Annotated in this window: 22 protein-coding genes; 13 read left to right on the plus strand and 9 right to left on the minus strand. The window is 65.0% G+C overall.

Going from position 1 to position 25,096, the window contains the following annotated elements:
- The first annotated feature begins 183 nt into the window (after positions 1-183).
- The gene (locus ACSQ3E_RS05675; protein WP_436121927.1) at positions 184-1,170 is read left to right on the plus strand and encodes a hypothetical protein; all 987 of its coding nucleotides are present in this window, start codon (positions 184-186) and stop codon (positions 1,168-1,170) included.
- A gap of 62 nt (positions 1,171-1,232) precedes the next feature.
- Here ACSQ3E_RS05675 and ACSQ3E_RS05680 read toward each other — a convergent pair whose 3' ends face one another.
- The 9 genes from ACSQ3E_RS05680 to ACSQ3E_RS05720 all read right to left on the minus strand — a co-directional run bounded on the left by ACSQ3E_RS05680 (position 1,233) and on the right by ACSQ3E_RS05720 (position 8,974).
- Positions 1,233-1,961, minus strand: a complete 729-nt coding sequence (locus ACSQ3E_RS05680) for a lipase family alpha/beta hydrolase (RefSeq protein ID WP_436121928.1) — start codon at positions 1,959-1,961, stop codon at positions 1,233-1,235.
- Between the two features lie 55 nt (positions 1,962-2,016).
- Positions 2,017-2,319, minus strand: coding sequence for an XRE family transcriptional regulator (locus ACSQ3E_RS05685; protein ID WP_436121929.1), 303 nt, complete (start codon positions 2,317-2,319; stop codon positions 2,017-2,019).
- A gap of 95 nt (positions 2,320-2,414) precedes the next feature.
- A complete protein-coding gene (locus tag ACSQ3E_RS05690) occupies positions 2,415-3,302 on the minus strand; it encodes a DUF1684 domain-containing protein (protein WP_436121930.1) in 888 nt (295 codons plus the stop codon).
- A 22-nt stretch (positions 3,303-3,324) separates the two neighbouring features.
- Entirely contained in the window at positions 3,325-4,662 is a 1,338-nt protein-coding gene (locus tag ACSQ3E_RS05695) for an acyl-CoA thioesterase/BAAT N-terminal domain-containing protein (protein ID WP_436121931.1), read from the minus strand.
- 37 nt (positions 4,663-4,699) lie between these two features.
- Positions 4,700-5,614, minus strand: a complete 915-nt coding sequence (locus ACSQ3E_RS05700; protein ID WP_436121932.1) for an Ldh family oxidoreductase — start codon at positions 5,612-5,614, stop codon at positions 4,700-4,702.
- The gene (locus tag ACSQ3E_RS05705) at positions 5,611-6,321 is read right to left on the minus strand and encodes a GntR family transcriptional regulator (RefSeq protein ID WP_436121933.1); all 711 of its coding nucleotides are present in this window, start codon (positions 6,319-6,321) and stop codon (positions 5,611-5,613) included. Before ACSQ3E_RS05705 ends, ACSQ3E_RS05700 begins: the two co-directional genes overlap by 4 nt.
- 21 nt (positions 6,322-6,342) lie before the next feature.
- Positions 6,343-7,158: an ABC transporter permease gene (locus ACSQ3E_RS05710; RefSeq protein WP_436121934.1), complete on the minus strand. Its 816-nt coding sequence runs from the start codon at positions 7,156-7,158 to the stop codon at positions 6,343-6,345.
- Complete coding sequence (locus tag ACSQ3E_RS05715; protein WP_436121935.1) at positions 7,155-7,925, minus strand: ABC transporter ATP-binding protein; 771 nt, start codon at positions 7,923-7,925, stop codon at positions 7,155-7,157. The genes ACSQ3E_RS05710 and ACSQ3E_RS05715 overlap by 4 nt, the downstream gene beginning before the upstream one ends.
- 32 nt (positions 7,926-7,957) lie before the next feature.
- On the minus strand, positions 7,958-8,974 hold the full coding sequence (locus tag ACSQ3E_RS05720; protein ID WP_310322756.1) for an ABC transporter substrate-binding protein: 1,017 nt from the start codon (positions 8,972-8,974) through the stop codon (positions 7,958-7,960).
- Positions 8,975-9,358: 384 nt separating this feature from the next.
- On the opposite strand from ACSQ3E_RS05720, the gene ACSQ3E_RS05725 reads away from it, so the two are divergent.
- The 12 genes from ACSQ3E_RS05725 (at position 9,359) to ACSQ3E_RS05780 (ending at position 25,013) form a co-directional block, all read left to right on the plus strand.
- Complete coding sequence (locus tag ACSQ3E_RS05725) at positions 9,359-10,390, plus strand: substrate-binding domain-containing protein (RefSeq protein WP_067966154.1); 1,032 nt, start codon at positions 9,359-9,361, stop codon at positions 10,388-10,390.
- An 86-nt stretch (positions 10,391-10,476) separates the two neighbouring features.
- Positions 10,477-12,015: a sugar ABC transporter ATP-binding protein gene (locus ACSQ3E_RS05730; protein ID WP_436121936.1), complete on the plus strand. Its 1,539-nt coding sequence runs from the start codon at positions 10,477-10,479 to the stop codon at positions 12,013-12,015.
- Between the two features lie 19 nt (positions 12,016-12,034).
- Entirely contained in the window at positions 12,035-13,018 is a 984-nt protein-coding gene (locus ACSQ3E_RS05735) for an ABC transporter permease (RefSeq protein ID WP_436121937.1), read from the plus strand.
- Between the two features lie 20 nt (positions 13,019-13,038).
- Positions 13,039-14,019, plus strand: coding sequence for a sugar-binding transcriptional regulator (locus ACSQ3E_RS05740; protein WP_310322765.1), 981 nt, complete (start codon positions 13,039-13,041; stop codon positions 14,017-14,019).
- Positions 14,016-15,011 (plus strand): aldo/keto reductase, encoded by a 996-nt coding sequence (locus tag ACSQ3E_RS05745; protein WP_436121938.1) that lies wholly within the window; start codon positions 14,016-14,018, stop codon positions 15,009-15,011. Before ACSQ3E_RS05740 ends, ACSQ3E_RS05745 begins: the two co-directional genes overlap by 4 nt.
- A gap of 19 nt (positions 15,012-15,030) precedes the next feature.
- Entirely contained in the window at positions 15,031-16,743 is a 1,713-nt protein-coding gene (locus ACSQ3E_RS05750; RefSeq protein ID WP_436121939.1) for a glycerol-3-phosphate dehydrogenase/oxidase, read from the plus strand.
- Positions 16,734-17,576 (plus strand): class I fructose-bisphosphate aldolase, encoded by an 843-nt coding sequence (locus ACSQ3E_RS05755; RefSeq protein WP_436121940.1) that lies wholly within the window; start codon positions 16,734-16,736, stop codon positions 17,574-17,576. The genes ACSQ3E_RS05750 and ACSQ3E_RS05755 overlap by 10 nt, the downstream gene beginning before the upstream one ends.
- A gap of 23 nt (positions 17,577-17,599) precedes the next feature.
- Positions 17,600-19,126 carry an FGGY-family carbohydrate kinase gene (locus ACSQ3E_RS05760; RefSeq protein ID WP_436121941.1) on the plus strand — a complete coding sequence of 509 codons (1,527 nt, stop codon included), beginning with the start codon at positions 17,600-17,602 and terminating at the stop codon, positions 19,124-19,126.
- Positions 19,123-20,739 carry a GMC family oxidoreductase gene (locus ACSQ3E_RS05765; RefSeq protein ID WP_436121942.1) on the plus strand — a complete coding sequence of 539 codons (1,617 nt, stop codon included), beginning with the start codon at positions 19,123-19,125 and terminating at the stop codon, positions 20,737-20,739. The genes ACSQ3E_RS05760 and ACSQ3E_RS05765 overlap by 4 nt, the downstream gene beginning before the upstream one ends.
- A gap of 445 nt (positions 20,740-21,184) precedes the next feature.
- Positions 21,185-22,192, plus strand: a complete 1,008-nt coding sequence (locus ACSQ3E_RS05770) for an iron ABC transporter substrate-binding protein (RefSeq protein ID WP_436121943.1) — start codon at positions 21,185-21,187, stop codon at positions 22,190-22,192.
- A 191-nt stretch (positions 22,193-22,383) separates the two neighbouring features.
- The gene (locus ACSQ3E_RS05775) at positions 22,384-23,922 is read left to right on the plus strand and encodes an ABC transporter permease (RefSeq protein ID WP_436121981.1); all 1,539 of its coding nucleotides are present in this window, start codon (positions 22,384-22,386) and stop codon (positions 23,920-23,922) included.
- Complete coding sequence (locus tag ACSQ3E_RS05780) at positions 23,919-25,013, plus strand: ABC transporter ATP-binding protein (RefSeq protein WP_436121944.1); 1,095 nt, start codon at positions 23,919-23,921, stop codon at positions 25,011-25,013. Before ACSQ3E_RS05775 ends, ACSQ3E_RS05780 begins: the two co-directional genes overlap by 4 nt.
- The last annotated feature ends 83 nt before the right edge of the window (positions 25,014-25,096 follow it).

Raw genomic sequence — 25,096 nt, forward strand, 5'->3', positions numbered from 1 at the left:
TAGTAGTTTCCAGCGGTGCTCGTGGCCCTTCTCCACGCCGTGGGTCCTGTGCGATAGGTGAGCCTTGGATGGGCGGACGACATGCGACTGAAGAACAGATTGAGGCTGGCTTATCGGGCCCACGTCCACGCCGGCCGTGGCTTTGCGCCTGACGCCGCCTTGAGCGCCGGAGATGAGCTGCGAATGGCAGCGGGCCGGCTGGACGACGGCTCGTGCCCCGTATTCTGCTCGTCGATGCTCAATCACGCGCCGCTTGGCGTTGCCAACTATCTTGGGCCGCGCCTGGCCGGGCGCCCCACGCTGTTTCTCGTCTGGTTCACCTGGGCGATGCGCAAGGAGCGGCAGGCCTTGCGGACGCTGACTGCGGAGCTCCTCTATCGCCGCCGCCATCCTGAACATCGCTTCGTCTTCATGTGCAATGAGCTGGAAGAGGTTGCGCTGTTTCGCGAGAACGGTCTGAACGCGCTGTTCTGCAGCCACAACGCGCTGGCCGACGAAGAGACGTTCAAGCCCGTATCCGGCGTCGAGAACACCTACGACGCCTTCTACAACGCCATGATCAGCCCCTGGAAACGCCGGCACCTGGCCCGGCTGGTGCCCAGTGCTGCCCATGTCTTCTACGAGTCCCGGCTCACCGGAAGGCAGAAGACCGCCGATCTGCTCGACGAACTGAAGCGCATGATGCCGGCGCACCACTTTCTCAATCCGCACGACGCGCACCGCATCGAAAGGCTCGATTGGCAGACGATCAATGCCGTCATGGCGGCGAGCGCAACCGGCCTGTGTCTGTCGGCGGAGGAAGGGGCAATGTACGCGAGCATCGAATATCTGCTTGCCGGACTGCCAGTCGTCTCGACAACCGCTATCGGTGGCCGCCATCTCTTTGGCGACCCCGAGACATGGCTGACGGTGGAACCCACTGCAGAAGCGGTTCGCGACGGCGTCGCTAAGATGAAGGCGAGGAACATGCCACGCGAGCACGTCCGCGCCATCACGCTTGCCAAGGTCCACGAGCACCGCAAGCGGCTGCGCGCCTGCGTGCTGGTGGAGACGGACGGCCGGGTCGACCTGCCGGAAGACTATGGCCATGCCGTCTATCGCCGCCTCAACAACTGGCAGCGCGGCCTGGATTTCGAACGGATGCTCATCGACGATTACCGGCCGGAATAGCTCGGTCCGGCTGCACCGGGTTGCACGTCTCACGTCTGTGGCCGCCCAGCAGACCAATTTCGTCAGTTGCCAAGCCCCCGCCGCAGCAGCTCGCCCAATGTCAGCTGGTGGTCGAAGCGTCCGTCGCGCAGGAAGTTGATCGTCTGGGCGATGACCAGCGGGTTGTTCATCATGAACGTATGGGTGGTCGGCAGCACGATGTGGTCGGCCATGCCGGCGAGCCTGGTGCTTTCCACCGACACCTTGCCGTCGTTGGGCCCGTCGAACATTGTCGACAGGATCGGGTTCACGCTGCGGTCGCCGGCGATGATGCCGACCTCGAAATCGGCGGCACCCAGCTGGTTCGGAACACTGTCCGGCCCCGTGCCGAGTTGCATGCCGGCGGGGCCGTTGAGCATCTCGAACAGCTTGATGTCGCCGAGCGTGTCGACGACCTCCGAGCCGTGATTGGGTGGTGCCAGCATGACCACCCGGCCGAGATTTGCCGGCCTATTGTCCTTCAGCCAGGCCCTGAGCAGGATGCCGCCCATCGAATGGGTAACGAAGTTGATCCTGGGCGCCTCGCCGCATTTCGCCGCCGACGCACCGACATGGGCGATCAGCTGCCCTATCGGCGCCTCGACCGAGGGATAGCTGTCGTTGACGACGGCGTAGTCGACCTTGGCGAGCGTTTCTTCCATCAGCAGGAAGGACGCGTCGGAGCGCGCGAGGCCATGCAAAAGCACGACGCAGTCCTGAGCAAAGGCAGCCGACGACATCAGTGACAACAACAGGGTGGACAACAGTCGCATGCGCGAAGCTAATCCGGATTGCCTGGCAGCCTCAAGGACGAGATCGTAAGTCGCCTCAGGGAACGTCGTCGCTGGCCGCGGGCCCGCCCTCGCCCTCGAGCATCGACAGTCTCTTGGTCACCGAACGGCTGAACTTCAAACGCACGCCTGCACCATTGCCGCCGTCCTCGGGAATGAAGACGGCACCGTAATGTTCCAGCGCCGCCTGCAGCGCACCGACAGCCGCGTCGTCCGGAATGCCGGTCTTGCGTTCGAAGGCCTCGATGACAACCTCGTCGACGCTGGAGGCCACGGCCAGCCGTTTCCGGCTGATCTCCACCAGCGCCCGCGCCGCCCTGCACATCGCTCCTGTCATCATCACTTGGCCTCCATGCCGAAGCCCAGTGATTGCAAATGACGGGGCGCCTGTCACCCCGCCCCGTCGGCAACGCGCGCAGCGAGCGGCAAGGCCTGTCAGGCAGCGTTTGTGCCGGCCTGATAGGTCATGGTCCTGACCACGTCCCGCGCCGGGCGCTTTTCGCCTGCGAGCACCTCGAAATCGAGCTGGTTCTCGCGCGGGACCACCGGACAGGTGACGAAGTTGGTGAAGGCGCAGGGCAGCGCCACCGCATAGTTGAAATCGATCCAGTCGATGCGAGTGTTCGTCTCGTCGGTGAACTGCAACTCGATGACGCGGCCAGCACCATAGGTGACGGGGCCGCTGGTCTTGTCGCGGACATGCGCCACCGGCTGCACGCCTGATGCCGTGTCCTTGCCGATCAGCTCGATGCTGTAGCTCTTGCCGTTGCGCTCGAAGGTGAAGGTACCGATGCGCGGCGTCGATTCACGCACGCCTGCTTCGACGGTCTCCGCCTCATATTCGGTGATCGGTGTCGGCGTGTAGACGCCCGGGATGCGCCATGCCGGGTCGTAGTCGAAGGCGGAGACGCCCGCCTCCTCCACCGTCGTCGCCACACGCGGATCGCGCACGCGCACGCCATAAAGCGACTGGCCGTCATTCTTGCTGCGCAGGATCGCTTCGACCTCGTTGACGCCGAAATAGACAGGTTCGCTCTTGCCGTGGCCATAGGTCTGGTTGCGGCCCGGGATGATCTCGACCGGCTCGGTCGGATATGTGCCATCGACCGAAAGGTTCGGTCCCGAAGCAGGCGGTGTGAACATGACCTTGCCACCTTCGATCGACCAGGTGCCGGGGAGCAGGTCGAAGCTGACGTCCTTGTCGCCGGCTTCCAGCCAGTACTGGGCCACCAGCGAGGTCCAGCCATAGGGCCGGAACATCTTGGCGACATGGGCATAGCGCCATTCGCGCCACTGGCCTTCCAAATGTTCTTTTGTGGGCATGTTCGTCTCCCTTTCGAAGAATTCAGCTGTTTGCTTGGGCATTCTGGCGGCCGGTGCCGGTGATCTCGTCCAGAAAGGCGAGCATGCCATGCCAGGAACCGGTGTCGGCCCTGGAATTGCCCGAGGGCGTGCCGCCATTGGTGTAGGGAACCTTCGAGACCGGATGCAGCCGGCTGATCTGGGTCGATGGTACGATCGGCAGGTTGATGGCGTGGCCGGCATCGTCGAAGTCGAGATGGCGGACCAGATGCGCATGGTCGTGCTTTTGCAGCGCCGAGACGACCATGCGGGAATAGAGGCTGGACGGCCAGGCGCGATCGTCGCGGCCCGAAATCAGCAGCACCGGGCCCGCGATGTTTTCGACCGGAATGCGCGCGCGCGCCGCAAGCTCGGTATCCTTCAGCCCTTCGAAGAAGACCGAATGGTGCCGGCTGGGCGGGGCCTCGCCGGTCCAAGGATGCCAGTGCACGGCGGCATTGTCCTGCCACAGATGCGGCAGCGGCACGCCGCCCCTTGTCCAGGTCGTGCCTTGCCAGCCGCCACGCGCCGGATCGCCGGCCCCCTGTGCGCCATGGACCATGGCACCGGGCACGAAGGCGATGACGGCAGAGACCAGCTCCGGGAAGGTGGCGCCGAGTAGCAGCGCCAGCTCGCCGCCGCGCGACTGGCCGCTGACCGCCACGAAGTCGTCCTTGGGCTGCAACACCCGCCGCGCCCAGCGCAGGCCGGTCTCGAGATATTCGAGCGGCGTCTCGGTGATGAAGGGCGACAGGCCGGGCGCCTTGAAATAGCCGAGCGCAAAGGCCTGGTAGCCACGGGAAGCAAGCAAGGCCGCGCGCGGTTCGTTGATGCCGCCGCCGGAACCGTTGAGCACCACCACGACAGGATGCGGGCCTGGCCCGGCCGGCATGAACAGCGTGCCGACCAGCCCTTCCTCCCGGACCTCCCGACGCTCCACTCCCGGCGCGGCAAAACCCTGCAAAAGTTTAGCCTCAGCTCGGGCACCAGCGGCGGTTTCGGCCGTCAGCGTCGTCGCCATGGGTTGCATGACGTCGTCGGCAAACAACTCGGCGCTGGTGCTGTCGACCGGCTGCTGGCTCCAGATCAGGCCCATGGCCGCGACTTCGGCGTAGTCGCCCCCGACGGGCGCGTCGCGGGTCAGGTCGACCACGCCCTCAGCGTCAGCCATGAAGGTCGCCTGGCTCATCCAGGTCACACCGCGCGCCCGCTCGGTGCGGGCGGAGATGGCGACAAGCTCGTCGGGCACGAGACCGGAAACGACGATCTGGCGCGGCTCGTCGATCAGGCCGTCGACGGCATCGATGGAAAATACGGGGGCCGAAGCGGGCTTTGTGGTCATCTGGCTTACAAACTCTGCAACTGTGTGGCCGGCGTGGTCATCGGCCTGGCTGGCCGGTCATACGGTCGAGATAGGTGTCGAGCCGTTGGGCGAAATCACCGTCCAGCTCGGTCTCGGGTGACAGGCTGCCGCCACGCGGCCAGTGACCGCCACCATCAGTCCAGTCGCCCTTTAACCCCGCGAGCTTTGCCTGCCAGTCGACATCTTCTCCCGCACGGGCGGGATCCACGGCGAGGAGGAACACGCCCCGGCCTTTCGGATCGCCCCGGCCCCCGCCGGCGACGCCAGCCATGAGCTCGACCACGAGGCCGAGCAACGAGCCGATCTGGCCGCCGCGCGGCAGCAGCGCTGCAACCTCTGATGCAATGCTGGTCGGCCGTCCTTCGCCGTCGAGCGCGATTCCGTCGGGCAAGGGCGCGCCGGAAACGCGGGCGTTGCGGATATCGGCCATGGTCGCCGTGCTGGTGGCGACGTCGATGACGACGCGGTTCGAGCCCTGCCCCACGGCAAGCGCCAGCGGATTGGTGCCGATCACCGGACGGGTGCCGCCATGTGGCGCGACGAAGGGCGGGCCCTCGGCGCCGGCGATGCCCAGCAGACCGGCATCGGCGAGATGGCGCACGAAGGGCGCGAGCCGGCCAAAACCCCTGACGCCGCGCAGGAAGACGGCGGCAACGCCGAACTGCCCGGCAGTCTCGGCCAGGTCGCGTGTGGCGCTGGCGACCGCCAGCGGCGCAAAGCAGGAGGTGCAGTCGAGCCAGCCTATCGCCTGCGACCCATCACGGGCCGGTACGGGCGCAGCATCAGCTGTCCATTCATCGAGCATGGCGATGCCGAAGCGCGGCAGGCCGAGCGCATCGGCCTCGACCAGCGCCGACGCCGCGAGCTTCGCCGCCGGACTGCCGCCAAGTGCAGCCGAGAGCCGACCAACCGCATCAAGGATAGTAATCATTCAGCTGGGCTCCGCGCTGCGCCAAGCTGGATCTCACTTGCCGACAGGTAGCCCAGCGTCATCAGGCGCTCGATCAGAAATTCCCTGGAGTGCTTGATATGGGCGAATTCGATCGCCGCCGCCCGCTCGCCGTCACCGGCTGCGATCGCATCGACGAGTGCGGTGTGCTCGTCGGAATGCTCGCCTGCCTTGACGGTGAAATCGATGGCAAAGCGCAGCAGGCGCTCGAGCTCGTCGAACAGGGTCTCCGAAAGGGTGACGACGCGCTTGTTGCGGCTGCAGCGGGCAATGGCGAGGTGAAAGCGCCGCGCCACCTGCTGCATGGTGCCGATGTCCATCGGCTCGGCATACTCCCGGACGATCTGGCGCAGCAGCGCGATTTCCGCCGGCGTGGCGTAGCGTGCTGCCTGCCTGGCGGCATGCGGCCCGATCGCGGCGCGCATGTCGAGGATGTCGTGGACAGCCTGGAAGGTGATGGGCGCGACGCGATAGCCGCTGCGCGGCAGGATCGTCACCAGCCCGTCGGCGGCGAGCCTCTGCATGGCATCGCGCACCGGCGTCTTTGACACCTCGTACTTGCTGGCGATGGAGGCCGCGTCGAGCGTCGTCCCCGGCACGATCTCGCAGCGCATGATCTCCTGGCGGAGCGCCAGGTAGATGCGCTCCGAAACCGGTGCGTGGGTGGTGGGGTCGGCTTCGACGATCATGAGCTTGTGCTCCTCAGCCCCTCAATGCTTTGCCCAGGGCACGAAACGCCGCTCCAGCGCCTCAAGCGCGAGAATGGTGAGATAGCCCAGGGCCGAGATCACCACGATGCCGACGAACATGCGCGACACCGCGAATGTCTGCCACGACGCCCAGATGAAGAAGCCGACGCCGCTGCGCGCGCCGAGGAATTCGGCCGCCGCGATGATGATGTAGGACGATCCCGCCGCCAGCCGGAGCCCGGTGAAGATGTTGGGCAGCGCCGAGGGCAGCGCAATGCGGAAGAAGGTCTGGAAGCGCGTGGCACCTGCGTTCTTGGCAACGTCGAGATAAATCTGCGGCGTCTGCATCACCCCGCCCATGGTGTTGTAGAGCAACAGGAAGAACACACCGATGGCAATGACGACGAATTTCGAGGCGTCACCGACGCCGAAGATCAACAGGATCAGCGGCAAGATGGCGATCTTCGGCACGGGATAGAGTGCGGCGAAGATCGGCCCGAGCACGCGCCGCGCCGGCTGCGACAGGCCAAGCACCAACCCGAGCAGGATGCCCGGAATGGCGCCCATGACATAACCGACCGAGACACGGCGCAGCGTGGCGCCGATATGGTCGAAGATCTCCAGGCTGACGACCATCTGCCAGGCGGTGCCGGCAATGGCACTGGGCGGCGGGAAGAAGCGCCGGTCGATGACGTTGAGCTGTGAGGCGATCTCCCACAGCAGCAGCAACAGGATCGGGCTGAAATAGGAGATGGTGCGGAACAGCCGCTCGCGCTGGGCCGGAACCTTGAGCTGGCGGATCTGTTCTTCAGTCAGTTTTGCGGTGACGAGGCTCATGCCCTGTGCTCCGGCGAGGTTGAGGCCAACAGGCGCCAGACCTCATAGGTAAGGTCCCAGAAACGCTTGTCGCGGCGCATCTCGACGACGTCGCGCGGCCTGTCGAAGGGGACAGTGAGATCGGCGATGATGGTGCCGGGGCGTGGCGACATCACCAGCACCCGGTCGGCCAGCGTCAGCGCCTCATCGACGCTGTGGGTGATGAAGACCACGGTCTTGCCGGTCGTCTCCCAGATGCGCAGCAACTCCTGCTGCAGCACCAGCCGCGTCTGCTCGTCGAGCGCGCCAAAAGGCTCGTCCATCAACAGGATCTCGCGATCGTCGACAAGCGCGCGCGCCACTGAGACGCGCTGCTTCATGCCGCCGGAAAGCCGATGCGGCAGCGCATCGGCGAAGTCGGTCAGGCCCGTCAATTCGAGCAGTTCGTCGACGCGCGCCCGCCGCTTTTCGGCGGAAACACCCTTCAGGCTGAGCGGAAAGCCGACATTCTCGCGCACGGTGAGCCAGGGCAGCACGGATGCCTCCTGGAACACCATCGCGGGAGGGTTTGCGCTCCGCATGTCGGTGCTGCCGCCGAGCTTGCTTTCAAGCCCGGCAAGGATGCGCAGCACCGTCGTCTTGCCGCAGCCGCTGGGACCGACGATGCAGACGAATTCGCCGCGCTTGACCTCGAACTCGACCTCGTAGGCAGCGACAGTGGTGCGGTCGCTGTCGGCGTCATAGAAGGCCTTGGTGAGGTTGCGCACCTCGATCGCTGTTTCGCTCATCGTACCCGCCCCTTGCGGCAACGCGGCCTGGGTCACTTCTTGTCCGCCAGTTCGTTGGCGCGCTTCAGCAGGTCGCTGCGATAGACCGAGGAGATGTCGACATCGCCCTTGTATTCGAGGTCGCCGCGCTTGCGGAAGAACGCCTCCTGCTCGCGCACGGAGTTCAGGTCGATCGACCCGTCTTCCGAACGTATGGTGTAGGCAATGCCCTGCAGCAGCGACTTTTCGGTACCGGTGTAGCGGGCGACGATGTCGAGCACCTTCTCGTCCTTCCAGCCGCCATTGTCGAGCTGACGCGCGGCCTTGAGATAGGCGGCGAGGAAATTGACGACGGCACCCTCATGCTGCTGGACGAACTCCTTGTTGAAGGCGATGAAGCCAAGCTCGGTGCCGAAGGTATGGTCCTCGACAAGGCGACGGCCCAAGCCCTCGCGCTCGAGCTGCAGGGCGAAGGGTTCGATGCTCCAGCCGGCCTCGAGGCCGCCATTGGCAAAGGCAGCTGCGGTCGCGGGCGGCGGCAGGTAGATCGCCTCGACGTCATCGACGGTCAGCCCGCCCTTCTCAAGCGCCTTGGCGACCGAATACATGCCGAAGCCGCCAGGCCCCGGAATGCCGACGCGTTTGCCCTTGAGATCGGCGACGGTCTTGATGCCCTCATCCCAGGCCTTCTGCGAGACCATGAAGGGCGACGGCGACGGCACGGTGTTGGGCATCTTGGCCGAGGTCGCGACGATGGCGACGGTGGCACCCGCATTGATCGAGTTGAACAGCCCGGCACCCCAGGTCGCAGCACCCGCCTGGACGTTGCCCGAGGCCAGCATCTGGATCGTCTCGGCGGTGCCGCTCTTCGGCGACAGGGTCACGTCGACGCCGTACTCGTCGAAATAGCCGAGATCTTCGGCTAGGAAAAACGGCGCGTAGTCGGCGAAGGGCGAATAGAGGAATTCGATCTTCGGCTTGTCCTGAGCCAGCGCACCGCCGGCGGCACCGGCAAGAAGGCCAGCCGCAAGGGCTGCGACAACAAATCCGCGACGATTGACGGCAAACATAAGAACCCTCTCCATTGAGCGATCAGCCAGACTTTGATGTCTTGGATTTTGCAACTGATGCATCACATGGTGAAGGTGATATTTTCTAATTGGATTAGCAAGTGGAAAAATCTCATCCGCCAAGGTTGGCCATGGCAGCACGCCGGCACAAAGGTCTAGCTTGAGGCGACCACAGAGACCCGACCAGCCCCGGCGCAAATCCAGAATCGCCGGGCTTGATCTGAAATATATTTCAGTATATGAATTTTATTGACATATGCTGGGTGAGCTGTAATCTCCAGACCGTCGGCTTTCGGGAGGAAGTCCGGCGGCAATCAATCCACATAGCGGCGCCTCGGGCGGCCGCGACGGTCATTGAGGATGGCTTCGGCCAAGGGAGGAAACTTGCGCAAATTTTTGAGCACGCTCGCAATCGCGGCGGCTGCGTCGACCTGTTTGGCTTCGACCCAGGCGCTTGCCGAAACCGCCAACCCGTTCAAGTGCGAGCCGGGTGAGAAATACGTCATGAACGTCATGGTCTCGGGCGTCGAATACTGGTTCCCGGTCTACGAGATGTTCAAGCAGGCCGGCCAACAGTTCGGCTGCGAGACGGAATACACCGGCACGCCCGAATACGACGTCAACAAGCAGATCGCCACTTTCGATCAGGCGCTCGCCCAGAAGCCGGCCGGCATCCTGGTGCATCCGATGAACTCCGACCCGTTCATCGAGCCGATCAACCGTGCCATCGAGCAGGGCACCGCAGTCGTCACCTTCGCGGCCGACTCGCCCAACTCCAAGCGTACCTCGTTCATCACTTCGGACAACCTGGCCGAAGGCACCTACGCCGCTGACGCCGTTGCCAAGGCGATGGACGGCAAGGGCGAGTATGCCGTGCTGGAAAACCCCGGCCAGGACAACCACGACAAGCGCATCTCGGCCTTCATCGCCCGCATGGAAGCCAAGTGGCCCGACATGAAGCTCGTCGGTCGCGCTGCCTCGAACCAGGACCCGACCAAGGCCTATCAGGCGGTGCTCAGCCTGGCCCAGGCGCATCCCGACCTCGGCGCCGTGTTCATGCCGGAAGCCAACTCGGCGATCGGTGCGGCCCAGGCGGCCAAGGAAGGCGGCGGCAAGATCAAGGTCATGCTCGCCGACGTCAACGCCAAGATCCTCGACATGATCAAGGCCGGCGAGATCTACGGTTCGGTCAACCCGAACCAGGGTATGCAGGGCTACATGGGCTTCATGCTGCTGTGGCTGGCCGCGCACCCCAACCTGATCGACCCGATGAACGACACGAAGCGGTCAGGCGCCAACGGCATGAGCGTGCCCTTCGTCGACAACGGCTTCTCGATCGTCACCGCCGAAAACGCCGACGACTTCTATTGGGACAAGTATCTCAAGCGTCGCGGCACCAAGGGCATCGAGGAATAAGCTCGTCCCTTGCCGCTCGCGGCAGAAAACCCGGAAGGGGGCCTTGGTCCCCTTCCCCTTCGTGGCGCCCATCGCAGGAGCATGGCGTGACTGAGACGCCCATTCTTGAAATACGCGGCCTGTCCAAGGCATTCGGGCCGGTAAAGGCGCTCAGCGACGTGCAGTTCGAGCTCAGGCGCGGCGAGATCCATGCGCTGTGCGGCGAAAACGGCGCCGGCAAGTCGACGCTGATGAACATGATCGCCGGCGTACTGCAGCCCGACCATGGCGAAATCGTCATCGACGGCAAGGCTGTTTCGATCCCCTCGCCAGCAGCAGCCCAGCGTCTCGGCGTAGCACTCGTCCACCAGGAGATCGCGCTGTGCCAGGACGCGACGGTGGCCGAGAACATCTACATGGCCGCCATCAACGCCCGTCGCGCGCCGCTGATGAATTTCCAGAAGCTCTATGCCGACGCGCAGAAGGTGATGGACCTGCTCGCGCCCATTCCGGTGCGCACCAAGGTCGCCGACCTCTCCATTTCCAACCAGCAGCTCGTCGAGATCGCCAAGGCGCTGACGCTCGACTGCAAGGTGCTGATGCTCGACGAACCGACCGCGGCACTGACCGAGAGCGAAGCGCAAAGGCTGTTTTCGATCGTGCGTGGCCTCAAGGATCGCGGCATTTCGGTGGTCTATATCAGCCATCGCATGGCCGAGATTTTCTCGCTGTGCGACCGCGTCACCGTCTTCCGTGACGGCCATTACGTCGCCACCGACCCGATCGCCCAAAGCTCGCCCGACGACGTCGTGCGCAAGATGGTCGGCCGCGAGATCACCCAGCTCTATCCCGACAAGCTGGCGCCGCAGGAACCCGGCCGCAGGCTGCTGTCGGTCGAAGGCCTCTCGGACGGCGACCGCTTCAGCGGCGTCAATCTCGAGCTCCGTGCCGGCGAGATCCTTGGCATCGGCGGCCTGATCGGCGCCGGCCGCAGCGAGATCGCCCAGAGCATCTGCGGCCTGAGGCCGGTGGCATCTGGCACCATCGCACTCGACGGCCAGAGCCTGCGCATCACCAGCTATAGCGACGCCGTCAAGGCAGGCCTCGTCTACCTCTCCGAGGACCGCAAGGGCTCGGGTGTGTTTCTCGACATGCCGATCGCGGCGAACGTCTCGGCGCTCGACCTCAGCAAGCTGACCGGTTCGCTTGGGCTGCTCGATCGCAAGGCCGAGGACCGCCAGGCTGCCGACCTGACCAAGCGCCTCGGCGTGCGCATGGCCGGCATCGACGCCAGGGTGTCGACGCTGAGCGGCGGCAACCAGCAGAAGGTAGCGATCGCCAAGCAGCTGTCGATCGATCCCAAGGTCATCATCATGGACGAGCCGACGCGCGGCATCGATGTCGGCGCCAAGGTCGAGATCCACCGCCTGCTGCGCCAGCTTGCGGGCAAGGGCGTCGGCATCGTCGTCATCTCCTCGGAACTGCCGGAGCTGATCGGCCTGTGCGACCGCGTCATGGTGGTGCGCGAAGGCCGTATCGCCGGTGAGCTCGGCGCCGACGAACTCGGCGAGGAAGCCATCATCATGCTCGCCTCGGGCGTCCAGACCTCTTCAAATCAAGAAAAGCAGGCTCAAAATGTCGCCTAGGGAAGCCGGAGAAACCGTGATGCACGCCGAGATCAAGGCACCCGACACCAGGCGCATCAACTTCGCCCGCCTCGCCTCGATGCGCGAGGCCGGCCTGATCGTCATCATCCTGGCGCTGTGCATCGCCATGAGCTTCGCCTCGCCGCACTTCCTGACATGGGGCAACTTCCGCGCCATGCTGATGAGCTTCTCGATCGAGGGCATCGTCGTCGTCGGCATGACGATCCTGTTGATCGTCGGCGGCATCGACCTGTCGGTCGGCTCGGTGGTCTGCTTCTCGATGGTGGTCTCGGGCGCGCTGTTCCTTGCCGGGCTCGACCCATGGACCGCAAGCCTGATCGGCATCGGCGTCAGCGCCTTGATCGGCGCCGCCATGGGCTTCTTCGTCACCGTGGTCGGGCTCAACCACTTCATCACCTCGCTTGCGGCGATGGTCATTGTCCGCGGCCTGTGCCTGGTCATCACCAAGGGCACGCCGCTGTCGCTGTTTTCGCTGCCGCCGGAATTCAAGGCAATCGGCCAGGGCAGCTTCCACGGCCTGCCCTATGTCATCATTATCTTCGTCGTCGTCGTTGCGATCTTCGACTTCCTGCTGCGCCGCGCCACTGCCTTCCGCAAGGTGTTCTACACCGGCTCCAACGAGAAGGCGGCGCAGTTCTCGGGCATCAAGACCAAACAGGTGAAGTTCTGGGTGACGGTGCTGTGCTCGACCCTCGCAGGCCTTGCCGGCGTCATCTACATGGCACGCTTCGGTGCCGCGACGCCCACCTTCGGCGCTGGCATGGAGCTCAACATCATCGCAGCAGCCGTGATCGGCGGCGCCTCGCTCAATGGCGGCTCGGGCACCATCTTCGGCGCCATCCTCGGCATGGCTCTGCTCTCGGTGGTCACCAGCTCGCTGATCCTGCTCGATGTCTCGGTCTACTGGCAGGACATGATCAAGGGCTGCATCCTTCTGGCCGCCGTCTCCATCGACCACTTCCTGCACCGCAAGAAGTCCTGAGTATTAGGCAAGACAACATCATGGCTCCTCCCAACACCCGCGACGACATCTCGACCGTCCGCCAGATGCACCAGGCGCTTGTGCTCCACTATGTCGAAGGCAAGACCCAAGCGGAGATCGCTCGGGAACTCGGCATCTCGCATGCCACCGTCAACCGTCTGATCAAGCGTGGCCACCAGCTTGGCCTCGTCGAGATCAAGATCAAGTCGCCGATCGACCACCTCGTCGACATCGAGGCACGCCTTGTCGCGCTCGGCGGCATCGAACGGGCCGTCGTCGTGCCATCGGTATCGGACAATCCGCAGACAGCCCTGCAGCGCGTCGGCGAAGCGGCGGCCCGCCTGCTGCTCGACACCATCAAGGACGGCGACACCATCTCGATCACCGGCGGCAAGGGCGTCAGCGCGCTCGTTGCCGGCCTCAAGCCTGGCCGCAGCTACGATGTCGAGGTCATCCCGGCCACGGGTCTCGTCCAGGGCAAGCACTACACCGACGTCAACCACGTGGCGTCGCTGATGGCCGACAAGCTCGGCGGCCGCGCCTACCAGGTCCATGCGCCGCTGTTTGCCGACACGCCGGAGCAGCGCGAAATGCTGATGGGCGTGCGCTCGGTCGCCGACGTCTTCCGCAAGGCGCGCGAAGCCGATGTCGCCGTTGTCGGCATCGGCTCGATCCTGAGCGACGATTCCAGCTATTACGACCTGCACCCGTCATCGAGCGCCGACCGGCAGGCCATCCAGCAGTCGGGCGCGTCGGGCGAGTTGCTCGCCCACCTGATCGACAGTCGCGGCAAGCTTTGCGGCTACGCACTCAACCGTTCGCTGGTGTCGCTGACACTGGACGAATTCGCCACCATCCCGCGTTCGATCGGCATCGCCAGCGGCCCGAGCAAGGCGGCCCCGATCCTCAGCGCCATGCGCGGCAATCATCTCGACACCATCGTCACCGACGAGGCGACAAGCCTCCAGATTCTCGACCTTGCCGAACAGGAGGCAGCATGAGCTCCCGACAGATCCAACGCCCCATCGGCCGCTCCGGCGTCTCCGCCTCAGCCGTCGGCCTCGGCACCTGGGCGATCGGCGGCTGGATGTGGGGTGGCACCGACGAGCAGGCCTCCATCCGCGCCATTGAAGCCTCCATCGACGCCGGTATCAGCCTGATCGACACAGCACCTGCCTACGGCCTCGGCCGCAGCGAGGAGATCGTCGGCAAGGCGATCAAAGGCAAGCGTGACAAGGTGGTGATCGCCACCAAATGCGGGCTCAACTGGCATTCCGGCAAGGGCAACCACTTCTTCGACCAGGACGGCAAGCCGGTGCACCGCTATCTCGGCGCCGACGGCATCGCCCATGAGATCGAGCAGAGCCTCAGCCGCCTCGGCACCGACTATATCGACCTCTACATCACCCACTGGCAGGACCCGACGACGCCCATCGCCGACACCATGGCGGCGCTTGAAAAGCTCAAGGCATCGGGCAAGATCCGCGCCATCGGCGCTTCCAATGTCAGCGCCGAGGACCTCGAGCACTATGTCGCCGCCGGTCAGATCGACGCGATCCAGGAACGCTATTCGATGATCGATCGCGAGATCGAGACGAGCCTGTTGCCGATCACCCGCCGCAACGACGTCGCGACGCTGAGCTACTCATCGCTGGCGCTCGGCCTGCTGACAGGTGTCATCGACCCGTCGCGCGAATTCAGCGGCGACGACCAGCGCAAGGGCAATCCGCGCTTCTCGGCGGCCAACCGGCAAAAGGTCGCGAACCTCAAGCAGGCCATCGCCCCGATCGCCGAGCAGCACAAGGCGTCGATGGCCCAGATCGTCATCGCCTGGACGCTGGCGCAGCCCGGCATCACTTTCGGCCTGTGCGGCGCGCGCACTGCCGAGCAGGCGCTCGACAATGCGCGGGCCGGCGAGATCACGCTTGGCGCCGACGAACTGGCAATCATCGACACGGCAATCGCCACGCATCTCACCTCCATGGATGCCTGAGCGAAAAGGCACAGCCCACATGAACCGCAACGACACACTCGCCGCTCTGCGAGAGCGGCCCGATATTGCCGTGCTCGTGATAGGCGGCGGCATCAACGGCATCTCGGTGTTCCGCGAACTCGCCCTGCAAGGCGTCGACGTCGTGCTTGCCGACAAGGGCGACTATTGCTCCGGCGCCAGTGCCGCCCTGTCGCGCATGGTGCATGGCGGGCTTCGCTATCTCGAAAACGGCGAGTTCAAGCTGGTGCGGGAATCGCTGGTCGAGCGCGACCGGCTGCTCAAGAACGCGCCGCACTACGTCGCGCCGCTGCCGACGACGGTGCCGATCTTCGACACCTTCTCCGGCATCGCCAATGGCGCGGTCCGCTTCCTCGGCCTGACACGGCGACCGAGCCGCCGTGGCGCGCTGGTGATCAAGGCCGGGCTGACCATGTACGACCTCTTCACCGCAGCACGGCGATTGATGCCGAAGCACCGCTTCCGGGGACGCGCCGAAACGCTCAAGGCATGGCCTGATATCAATCCCGATATCCGCAGCTCCGCCACCTATTACGACGCCTGGGTCAGCCGCCCCGAGCGTCTCGGCCTGGAAATGCTGTTCGACGCCATGGCGGCCGGACCGTCGGCGCGAGCGCTGAACTATGCTGCGATCAGGTCCACCGAAGACGGCCTGGCCCTCACGGACACCCTGACCGGCGAAACGCTGCCGGTCCGCCCGAAGCTGATCATCAACGCCACCGGCGGCTGGATCGACCTGACCAACAAGGCCATTGGCGCCGCCGCACCCCGCATGATGGGCGGCACCAAGGGCTCGCACCTGATCGTCGACAATGCCGAGCTGCATGACGCGCTTGGCGGCCACATGGTCTATTACGAGAACGAGGACGGGCGCATCTGCATCCTGTTTCCCTATCTCGGCAAGGTGCTGATCGGCTCGACCGACATCCGCGTCGACGATCCCGACCAGGTCCGTTGCGAGGATGACGAACGCAGCTACATCCTGCAATCGCTCGCCTTCGTGTTCCCGACGATCGCGATCGCCGACGAGGACATCGTCTTCCGCTTCGCCGGCGTACGGCCCCTGCCCGCCAGCGATGACAGCTTCACAGGACGCATCCCGCGCGACCATTTCTGCGAATTTATCGAGGCCACAGGCGATCTGCCGGCGACCTTGTGCATGATCGGCGGCAAATGGACGACCTTCCGCTCCTTTGGCGAGATGGCCGCAGACATGGCGCTCGAACGCCTCGGCCTGACACGGCGCACCGGCACCGAAGACCTCGCCATTGGCGGCGGTCGTGACTTCCCGATCGCCCCAGATGCATGGTGCACGGATCTGGCGACCAAGCACGGCCTAACCGTCGAACGCGCGCGTGCCTTGCTCGAGCGCTACGGCACTTCGGCGGTGGATTTCGCAGCCGATCTCGCTTCCGACTCGATGCTGGCAGGATCGACCTACTCGACCGGCGAAATTCGCCTGATCGTCGAGAGCGAGCAGGTCGAATGCCTCGCCGACATCTTCCTGCGCCGCACCACAATCGCCATTTCGGGTGGCCTCAGCCTTGCACTTATCGACGCCGTGCTCGCCATCCTGGCCGACCACAAGGGCTGGAATGCTGCCGAGGCCGCCGCCGAGCGCAGCGCCTTCCTCGCCTTGCTCGCCCACCAGCACGGCATCGACCTTTCCGATCTCTCCCAGACGAACGACAAAAGGAGCGCCCTATGCGCGTGAACCACAAAGTCCGCATGAACAGGCTGTTCGGCGGTGGCCGCTGCCTCGACGTCGCCATCGATCACGGCGTCTGCAACGAACCGAGTTTCCTCAACGGGCTCGAGGACATGGCAAGCGTTGTCGGCCAGTTGGTCAAGGCCCGGCCCGACGCGATCCAGATGAACTACGGCCAGGCCGACCTGCTGCAGGCGGTGCCGGGCAAGGACAAGCCGGCGCTCGTCATGCGCATCGACATGGGCAACCCCTACAACAAGATCCGCCACCGGGCGATGTGGGCGGTGCTGCAGAACGAGGCCGAGCCGCTGCTTGGCGCCATCGAGATGGATGCGGCCTGCGTCGTGGTCAATCTGTTCATGCTGCCCGACGAGCCCGACCTGTTCCGCCAGTGTGTACAGAACATCGCGCGCGTCCGCGCCGACTGCGAGAAATTCGGCCTGCCGCTGATGATCGAGCCACTGGCCATGCTGCCGGTCGACCAGAGCGGCGGCTACATGGTCGACGGCGATGCCGAGAAGATCGTGACGCTGACACGCCTCGCCCGCGAGATGGGCGCCGATATCATCAAGGCCGACCCGACCACCGATCCCAACGACTTCCACCGCGTCGTCGAGGCGGCACGCTGCCCGGTTCTGGTCCGTGGTGGCGGCAAGGAAGACCTGCGCGACGTGTTCGACAAGTCGGCCGCATTGATGGCGCAAGGTGCTATGGGGATGGTCTATGGCCGCAATATCTACCAGCATGCCAATCCGAGCGCCGTCGTGCGCGGCCTGATGGCGATCATCCACGATGGCGCGGATGGTGCCACGGCCTTCGACCTGTACAAGCAGGCCTGAAGCAGCGGCATCGGGAGGAGCCAATGGGCAAGTACATTCTCGGCCTCGATGCGGGCAACACCGTCATCAAGGCCATCATCTTCGACGCCTCAGGACGCGAGCTCGCGCTCGCCGCCCGCGACGGCCGCTCCTGCATGCCCAAGCCTGGCCATGTCGAGCGTGACCTCAACGAGCTCTGGCGCAACGCTGTCGACGTCATCGGCCAGTGTATCGACCTGGCCGGCATCGATGCCGGTGACATCGTCGCCATCGGCTGCGCCGGCCACGGCAACGGGCTCTACGCGCTCGACCGCGACGGCGCTCCGCTGATCGGCATCCAGTCGCTCGACACGCGCGCCATAGGCATCGTCGACGAATGGGCCGAACAGAATGTCGGCGACCGCACCTATGTCCATTGCCTGCAAAAGCCATGGGCGGCGCAGACGCCGACCCTGCTCGCCTGGATCAAGCGCCATGCGCCGGAGCTTTTCAGCCGCATCGGCACCGTGTTCCTGTGCAAGGATTTTGTCGTCAACCGGCTGACCGGCGCACGCTCCACCGACACCTCAGACATGTCGGGCTGCGGCCTGCTACAATTGCCCGGCCGCCGCTACGATCAAGACCTCTTGGCCGCCTACGGGCTGGGCGAATGCATGGACCTTTTGCCGCCGGTTCTGGAATCGGCCGAGATCGCCGGCAACATCACGCCGGAGGTCGCGGCCTTGACCGGCCTGCGCGCCGGCACGCCTGTGGTGGCCGGCCTGTTCGATGTCGTCGCCAGCGCCGTCGGCTCGGGCGTCACCCGCACAGGTGCCGCTTCGATCATCGCCGGCACCTGGAGCATCAACCAGGTCATCACGGACGAGCCGATCCGCGATCCCTCGATCTTCATGCTCTCGACCTTCGACCCCAGGCGCTATCTGGCAATCGAATCGAGCGCGACGTCAGCCGCCAATCTCGAATGGATCGTCCGCGAGTTCCTCGAGCATGGCCATGACGGCGACGCTTCGCCGTTCGAACTGTGCAGTGAGCTCGTCGCGTCGGTCGATCCCGATGGCGACATCCCGATCTACCACCCCTTCCTCTATGGCTCGCAGCAGAACGGCCACGCCCGCGCCGGCTTCTACGGCGTCGCCGGCTGGCACACGCGCGCTCATATGCTGCGCGCGCTGTTCGAGGGCGTCGCCTTCGAGCACAAGCGCCATGTCGAGACCTTGCGCAAGGCGGGTGCGGTCTTCGACGAGGTCACACTTTCGGGCGGCGGCTCGCGCAGTGCTGTCTGGCCGCAGATTTTCGCCGACGTGCTCGGCGTTCCCGTTACCGTGGCGCGCAGCCGCGAGACCGGCGCGCTGGGCGCCGCCATTGCCGCCGGCACCGGCGTCGGCCTATTCGCCGACTACAGTGAAGGCGCGGCAGCGATGACCTCGGCCGCCCGCCACTATACGCCCAATGGCGCGATTGCCCCTGTCTATTCCAGGCGCTATCGACTGTATGGCGAGATTAACCAGGCGATGACCCCGATCTGGCAGCGCATCGCCACCGAGCAGGCATCCGGGCAGGCGCAATCGTGACCGAAGCATCCTCCTCATTTGGCGACTACGACTACGTCATCGTCGGCGCAGGCTCCGCTGGTTGCGTGCTTGCCAACCGGCTCTCCGCCGATCCCCGCAACCGCGTGCTTTTGCTCGAAGCCGGTGGTTCCGACCGCTATCACTGGGTCAACATCCCGATTGGCTACCTCTACTGCATGGGCAATCCGCGCACCGACTGGCTGATGAAGACCGAGCCGGAAGTTGGTCTCAACGGCCGCAGCCTCAACTACCCCCGGGGCAAGGTGCTGGGCGGCTGCTCGTCGATCAACGGCATGATCTACATGCGCGGCCAGGCCGCCGATTATGACGGCTGGCGCCAGGCCGGCAATGTCGGCTGGGGCTGGGATGACGTGCTGCCCTATTTCCTGAAGTCGGAAGATTATCACGGCGGCAGCAGCACTATGCATGGTGCGGGCGGTGAATGGCGCATCGAAAAACAGCGCCTGTCCTGGCCCATCCTCGACGCCTTCCGCGACGCCGCCGAGGAACTCGGCATCCCGCGCACCGACGATTTCAACACCGGCACCAATGAAGGCTCCGGCTACTTCGAGGTCAACCAGCGTGGCGGCGTGCGCTGGAACACCTCCAAGGCCTTCCTCCGCGGCATCGCCGACCGCAGCAACCTGCGTGTCGTCACCGGCGCCGAGACTGAACGGCTCGAATTCGACGGCCGCCGCGTCACCGGCCTTGTCTTCCGCAAGGACGGGCAACTGCATCGGGTCAAGGCAGGCCAGACCATCCTCGCCGCCGGCGCCATCAACTCGCCGAAGATTCTCGAACTGTCGGGCATCGGCCAGCCGGAGCTGCTTTCACGCCTCGGCATCAAGGTCCGCCATGCGCTGTCAGGCGTCGGCGAAAACCTGCAGGATCATCTGCAGATCCGCACTGTGTTCAAGGTGACGGGTGCAGCGACGCTCAACCAGCGCTACCACAATTTGCTCAGCCGCGCCGCGATGGGCATCGAATATGCGGTGAAGCGCAGCGGCCCGCTGTCGATGGCGCCGAGCCAGCTCGGCATCTTCGCCAAGAGCGATCCGCGTCTTCAAACGCCTGACCTCGAATATCACGTCCAGCCGCTCAGCACCGACCGGCTCGGCGAGCCGCTGCACCGCTTTCCCGCCGTCACCGTGTCGGTCTGCAACCTGCGTCCCGAAAGCCGTGGCACCGTGCACATGGCGTCATCAGATGCGCGCGAGGCGGCGAAGATCAGGCCAAACTATCTCTCCACCGACGGCGACCGCAACACCGCCATCGCCTCGCTGCGCCATGTCCGACGGCTGATGAAGGCCAAGGCCGTCGCGCGCTTTGCACCTGAGGAAATGCTGCCCGGAACCCAATACGACAGCGACGCCGACCTCATCCGCAAGGCCGGCGACATCGGCACGACGATCTTCCACCCCGTCGGCACCTGCAAGATGGGGTCGGACACCATGTCCGTGGTCGACGACCGCCTGCGCGTGCACGGCCTCGATGGCCTGCGTGTCGTCGATGCCTCGATCATGCCGACGATCGTTTCCGGCAACACCAACTCGCCCGTCATCATGATCGCCGAGAAGGCCGCCGAAATGATCCTCGGGGATCGCCGCGCCTAGCCAGCAAATCGTCTGGGCCAAAAGAAAATCGCCTGGGGTAATGCAATCGTGACCCGTTGGAACTGGGTCACCTGTGAGGCTCGATTATCTTGATCGGCAGGCCGCACGGCGCTGTACGTGGACAACTTGCCAAGGAACATCGAATAGAAGCGGATCTTTCCGGCAGATTTTCGATCCACCTTCATTCGCGATCAACATGGCATCGTCCCAACATGCAGGGCATGTTCATGAAAGATCTGGCCTGTCGACGGTCGGAGTCTCCCCAACACATTCCAGCAGCGTTTTCGCGACGACGAAAACTCGTGTTTGATCCCCCTGGCATCACCGCCGCCTCCACGTCCCCACTCCCTTTGGCGTCGACATAGCCATGTTGACTACGCTACTCAGGTATCGCTGCCGCCTGCCTGGCCCCAGCACGCACCTTCAGCTTCCAAGGAGTGCCTCCGTGAAGTCCCCCCATTTCGCATTGACCAGCGCCGCCTTGCTGACGGCCCTCTACGCCTCGTCCGCCCTGGCGCAGGATGCCGACGGCATCGTCGTCTACAACGCCCAGCACGAAAGCCTGACCAACGAGTGGGCCGAAGCCTTCACCAAAGAAACCGGCATCAAGGTGACGATCCGCAAGGGCAGCGACACCGAGTTCGGCAACCAGATCGTCGCCGAAGGCAAGCTGTCGCCAGCCGACGTCTTCCTGACCGAGAACTCGCCGGCCATGGCGCTGGTCGACAATGCCGGGCTGTTCGCGCCTGTCGATGCCGACACGCTGGCCCAGGTGCCCGAGGAATTCCGTCCCGCCAACGGCCACTGGACCGGCATCGCCGCACGCAGCACCGTCTTTGCCTACGACAAGACCAAGCTGACCGCCGACAAGCTGCCGAAATCGCTGATCGATCTCGCCGACCCGAGCTGGAAGGGCCGCTGGGCCGCCTCGCCTTCGGGTGCCGATTTCCAGGCCATCGTCGGCGCGCTGCTCGAGCTCAAAGGCGAAGCCGCAACCGCCGAATGGCTGAAGGGCATGAAGGCCAATTTCACCGCCTATCGCGGCAACAGCACCGCCATGAAGGCGGTCAATGCCGGCGAGGTCGAGGGTGCGGTGATCTACCACTATTACTACTACGGCGATCAGGCCAAGACCGGCGAAAACAGCAAGAACGTCTCGCTGCACCTGTTCAAGAACCAGGACCCGGGCGCCTTTGTGAGCATCTCTGGCGGTGGTGTCCTCGCTTCGAGCAAGCACCCCAAGGAAGCCCAGGCCTTCCTGAAGTGGATCACCGGCAAGACTGGCCAGGGCATCCTCAAGACCGGCACCTCGTTCGAATATGCCATCGGCGTCGGCGACGACTCCAATCCGGCCCTGACCCCGCTCAAGGACCTTCAGGCGCCGAAGGTCGAGGCCTCAAAGCTCGACAGCAATAAGGTGTCCGAGCTGATGACGGCAGCCGGGCTGCTCTGAATGCCGCTTCGCCAAGCCGGCTCCCGCGATACGGTCGCGGGAGCTTTTGCGCCCGAAGGACTTGCCAAGACGGCGGAATTCCTTCACCGGATGGTCACCTATTCCTCGCCGCAAGGCGAAATGCCTGACCGGAGCATGGAGTGACGCCTTCGTCGGCTGAGTATCATCCTTCGCGGCCATCGACCTCGACCCTGGCCGCGGCCTGGTCCCGCCTGCTGCCGACATCCTGGATCGCGGTCGCGGCGGTGCTGGTGTCGCTGTTTGCGCTTTTGCCGCTCGGCTTCATCATCTGGGTCGCGATCCAGACCGGCTGGACATCCGTTGCCCAGCTGGTGTTCCGGCCGCGCGTCGGCGAACTGCTGGTCAACACGCTGTCGCTGGTCATCCTCGTCGTGCCGATCACCGTGCTTTTGTCGGTGGCGTTGGCCTGGCTGACCGAGCGCAGCGACCTGCCCGGCGCTCGTTTCTGGTCGGGCCTGTCGGTGGCGCCGCTCGCCGTTCCCGCCTTCGTCCATTCCTATGCCTGGATCACGCTTTTTCCGTCCATACACGGGCTGTTCGCCGGCGTGCTGATCTCGGTCATCGCCTATTTTCCCTTCATCTATCTGCCGGTGGCAGCCACCTTGCGCCGGCTCGACCCCGCGCTGGAAGATGCTGCCGCATCGCTCGGCGACACGCCCTGGCGCGTCTTCCTTCGGGTCGTCCTGCCCCAGCTCAAGCTCGCCGTGCTGGGCGGTTCGCTGCTCGTCGGCCTGCACCTGCTCGCCGAATATGGCCTCTATGTCTTCATCCGTTTCGACACCTTCACCACCGCGATCGTCGACCAGTTCCAGTCCACTTTCAACGGACCTGCCGCCAACATGCTGGCCGGCGTGCTCGTTGTCTGCTGCCTCGTGCTCTTGGCGCTCGAAGCCATGCTGCGCGGCGGCGAGCGCTATGCCCGCGTCGGCTCGGGTGCGGCGCGCACGGCCGTGCGCACAAGCCTTGGCCGTGCCACTTGGCCTTGCCTCGCCTTGCCGCTCGTCACCGCCTTGCTGGCGCTCGGCGTGCCATTCCTGACCGTCGGCCGCTGGCTTGTCGCTGGCGGCACCGGCGTCTGGAACCTCGATGTCATCGGCCTGGCACTGTGGCAGACGCTTATGCTGGCCCTTGGCGGCGCGCTGCTCACCGTTGCCATCGCCATTCCGATGGCATGGCTGTCGATCCGCCGCCCCGGCCCGCTGCCACGCCTGCTCGAGGGCTGCAACTACATCGTCGGCTCGCTGCCCGGCGTGGTCATCGCGCTCGCTTTGGTCACCGTCACGGTCCGTGTCGCCATGCCGCTCTACCAGACCGTCGTCACCATTCTCGCCGCCTATGCGCTGATGTTCCTGCCCCGCGCGCTGGTATCGCTGCGCGCCAGCATCGCCCAGGCCCCGGTCGAGCTCGAACAGGCTGCCGGCAGCCTCGGCCGCAGCCCGCTGCGCGCGCTGTGGTCGACGACCGTGCGCCTGTCCGCGCCCGGTGCTGCCGCAGGCGTTGCCTTGGTCGGGCTTGGCATCACCAACGAGCTCACCGCCACCCAGATGCTCGCGCCCAACGGCACGCGCACGCTTGCCATGGCCTTCTGGGCGATGAGCAACGAACTCGATTATGCCGCAGCCGCCCCTTACGCGCTGATCATGGTGGTGATGTCGCTGCCCTTGACCTGGCTGCTTTATGTACAGTCGCGACGGATGGCCGGCCGATGAGCTTCTTGGAACTGCGCGGCCTGCGTAAAGCCTATGGCAATGTCACAGCCGTCGACGGCATCGAGCTTGCCGTCGCAGCCGGCAGCCGCACCGCCATAGTCGGCCCCTCCGGCTGCGGCAAGACAACGCTGCTACGTCTCATCGCCGGTTTCGAGGCGCCGGATGCCGGCAGCATCGTGCTCGATGGCACCGAACTCGCGGGCAATGGCGATGCGGTACCGGCCCATCGCCGCGGTATCGGCGTGGTGGCGCAGGACGGTGCGCTGTTTCCGCATCTCAGCATCGCCGACAATATCGGCTTCGGCATGAAACGCGACGAGGACCAGCGCGACGAACGCATCGCTGAGCTCGCCTATGTCGTCGGCCTTGACAAGGCGATCCTCAGGCGCCGGCCGCACCAGCTCTCCGGCGGCCAGCAGCAGCGCGTGGCTCTCGCCCGCGCCATGGCGCGCAAGCCGCGCCTGATGCTGCTCGACGAACCGTTCTCGGCGCTCGACACAGGCTTGCGTGCCTCGATGCGCAAGGCTGTCGCCGAACTGCTCGAACAGGCCGGCATCGCCACGATCCTGGTCACCCACGACCAGGCCGAGGCCCTGTCTTTCGCCGATCAGGTCGCTGTCATGCGCGACGGCACCTTCTCGCAGGTCGGCGCGCCACGCGACCTCTATCTGCGCCCGAAGGACCGGATGATCGCCGAGTTCCTCGGCGACAGCATCATCCTGCCGGCGCGGATTGTTGGCAGCATCGCCGAATGCGCCATCGGCCACATCGGCGCAGACAGTGTGAGCCCGCGCGACGTCGCCCGCATCATGCTGCGCCCGGAGCAGGTCTTCCTCGAGCCGGCGTCGCGGGCAGACGTCGCCAATCCGCCGCCCAATGTGGTGTTCGGCGAGGTCGTCGAGGCGGAGTTCGCCGGCTCGGTAAGCACGGTCGCACTGCGCGTACTCAACAGCCTCGACCCGCCCGACGCCGCCGTCATCGGCAACCACCCGCTCGTCCTGCGCCGGTCCTTCGTCGACGCGCCAATGGTGGGCGCGATCGTACGGATCAGCGTCCACGGCAAGGCGCATGTCTTCGATGGCGCCGCCTGATCAGCTGATCCCCTCGCTACCAACAGAAAGCCCCGCGATTGCGGGGCTTTTGCGTTGTCGGGTGGTGATGCTGTAGCGCGCCA

The organism is Aminobacter sp. LjRoot7 (assembly GCF_964252895.1).
GTDB classification, from domain to species: Bacteria; Pseudomonadota; Alphaproteobacteria; order Rhizobiales; family Rhizobiaceae; genus Aminobacter; species Aminobacter aminovorans_B.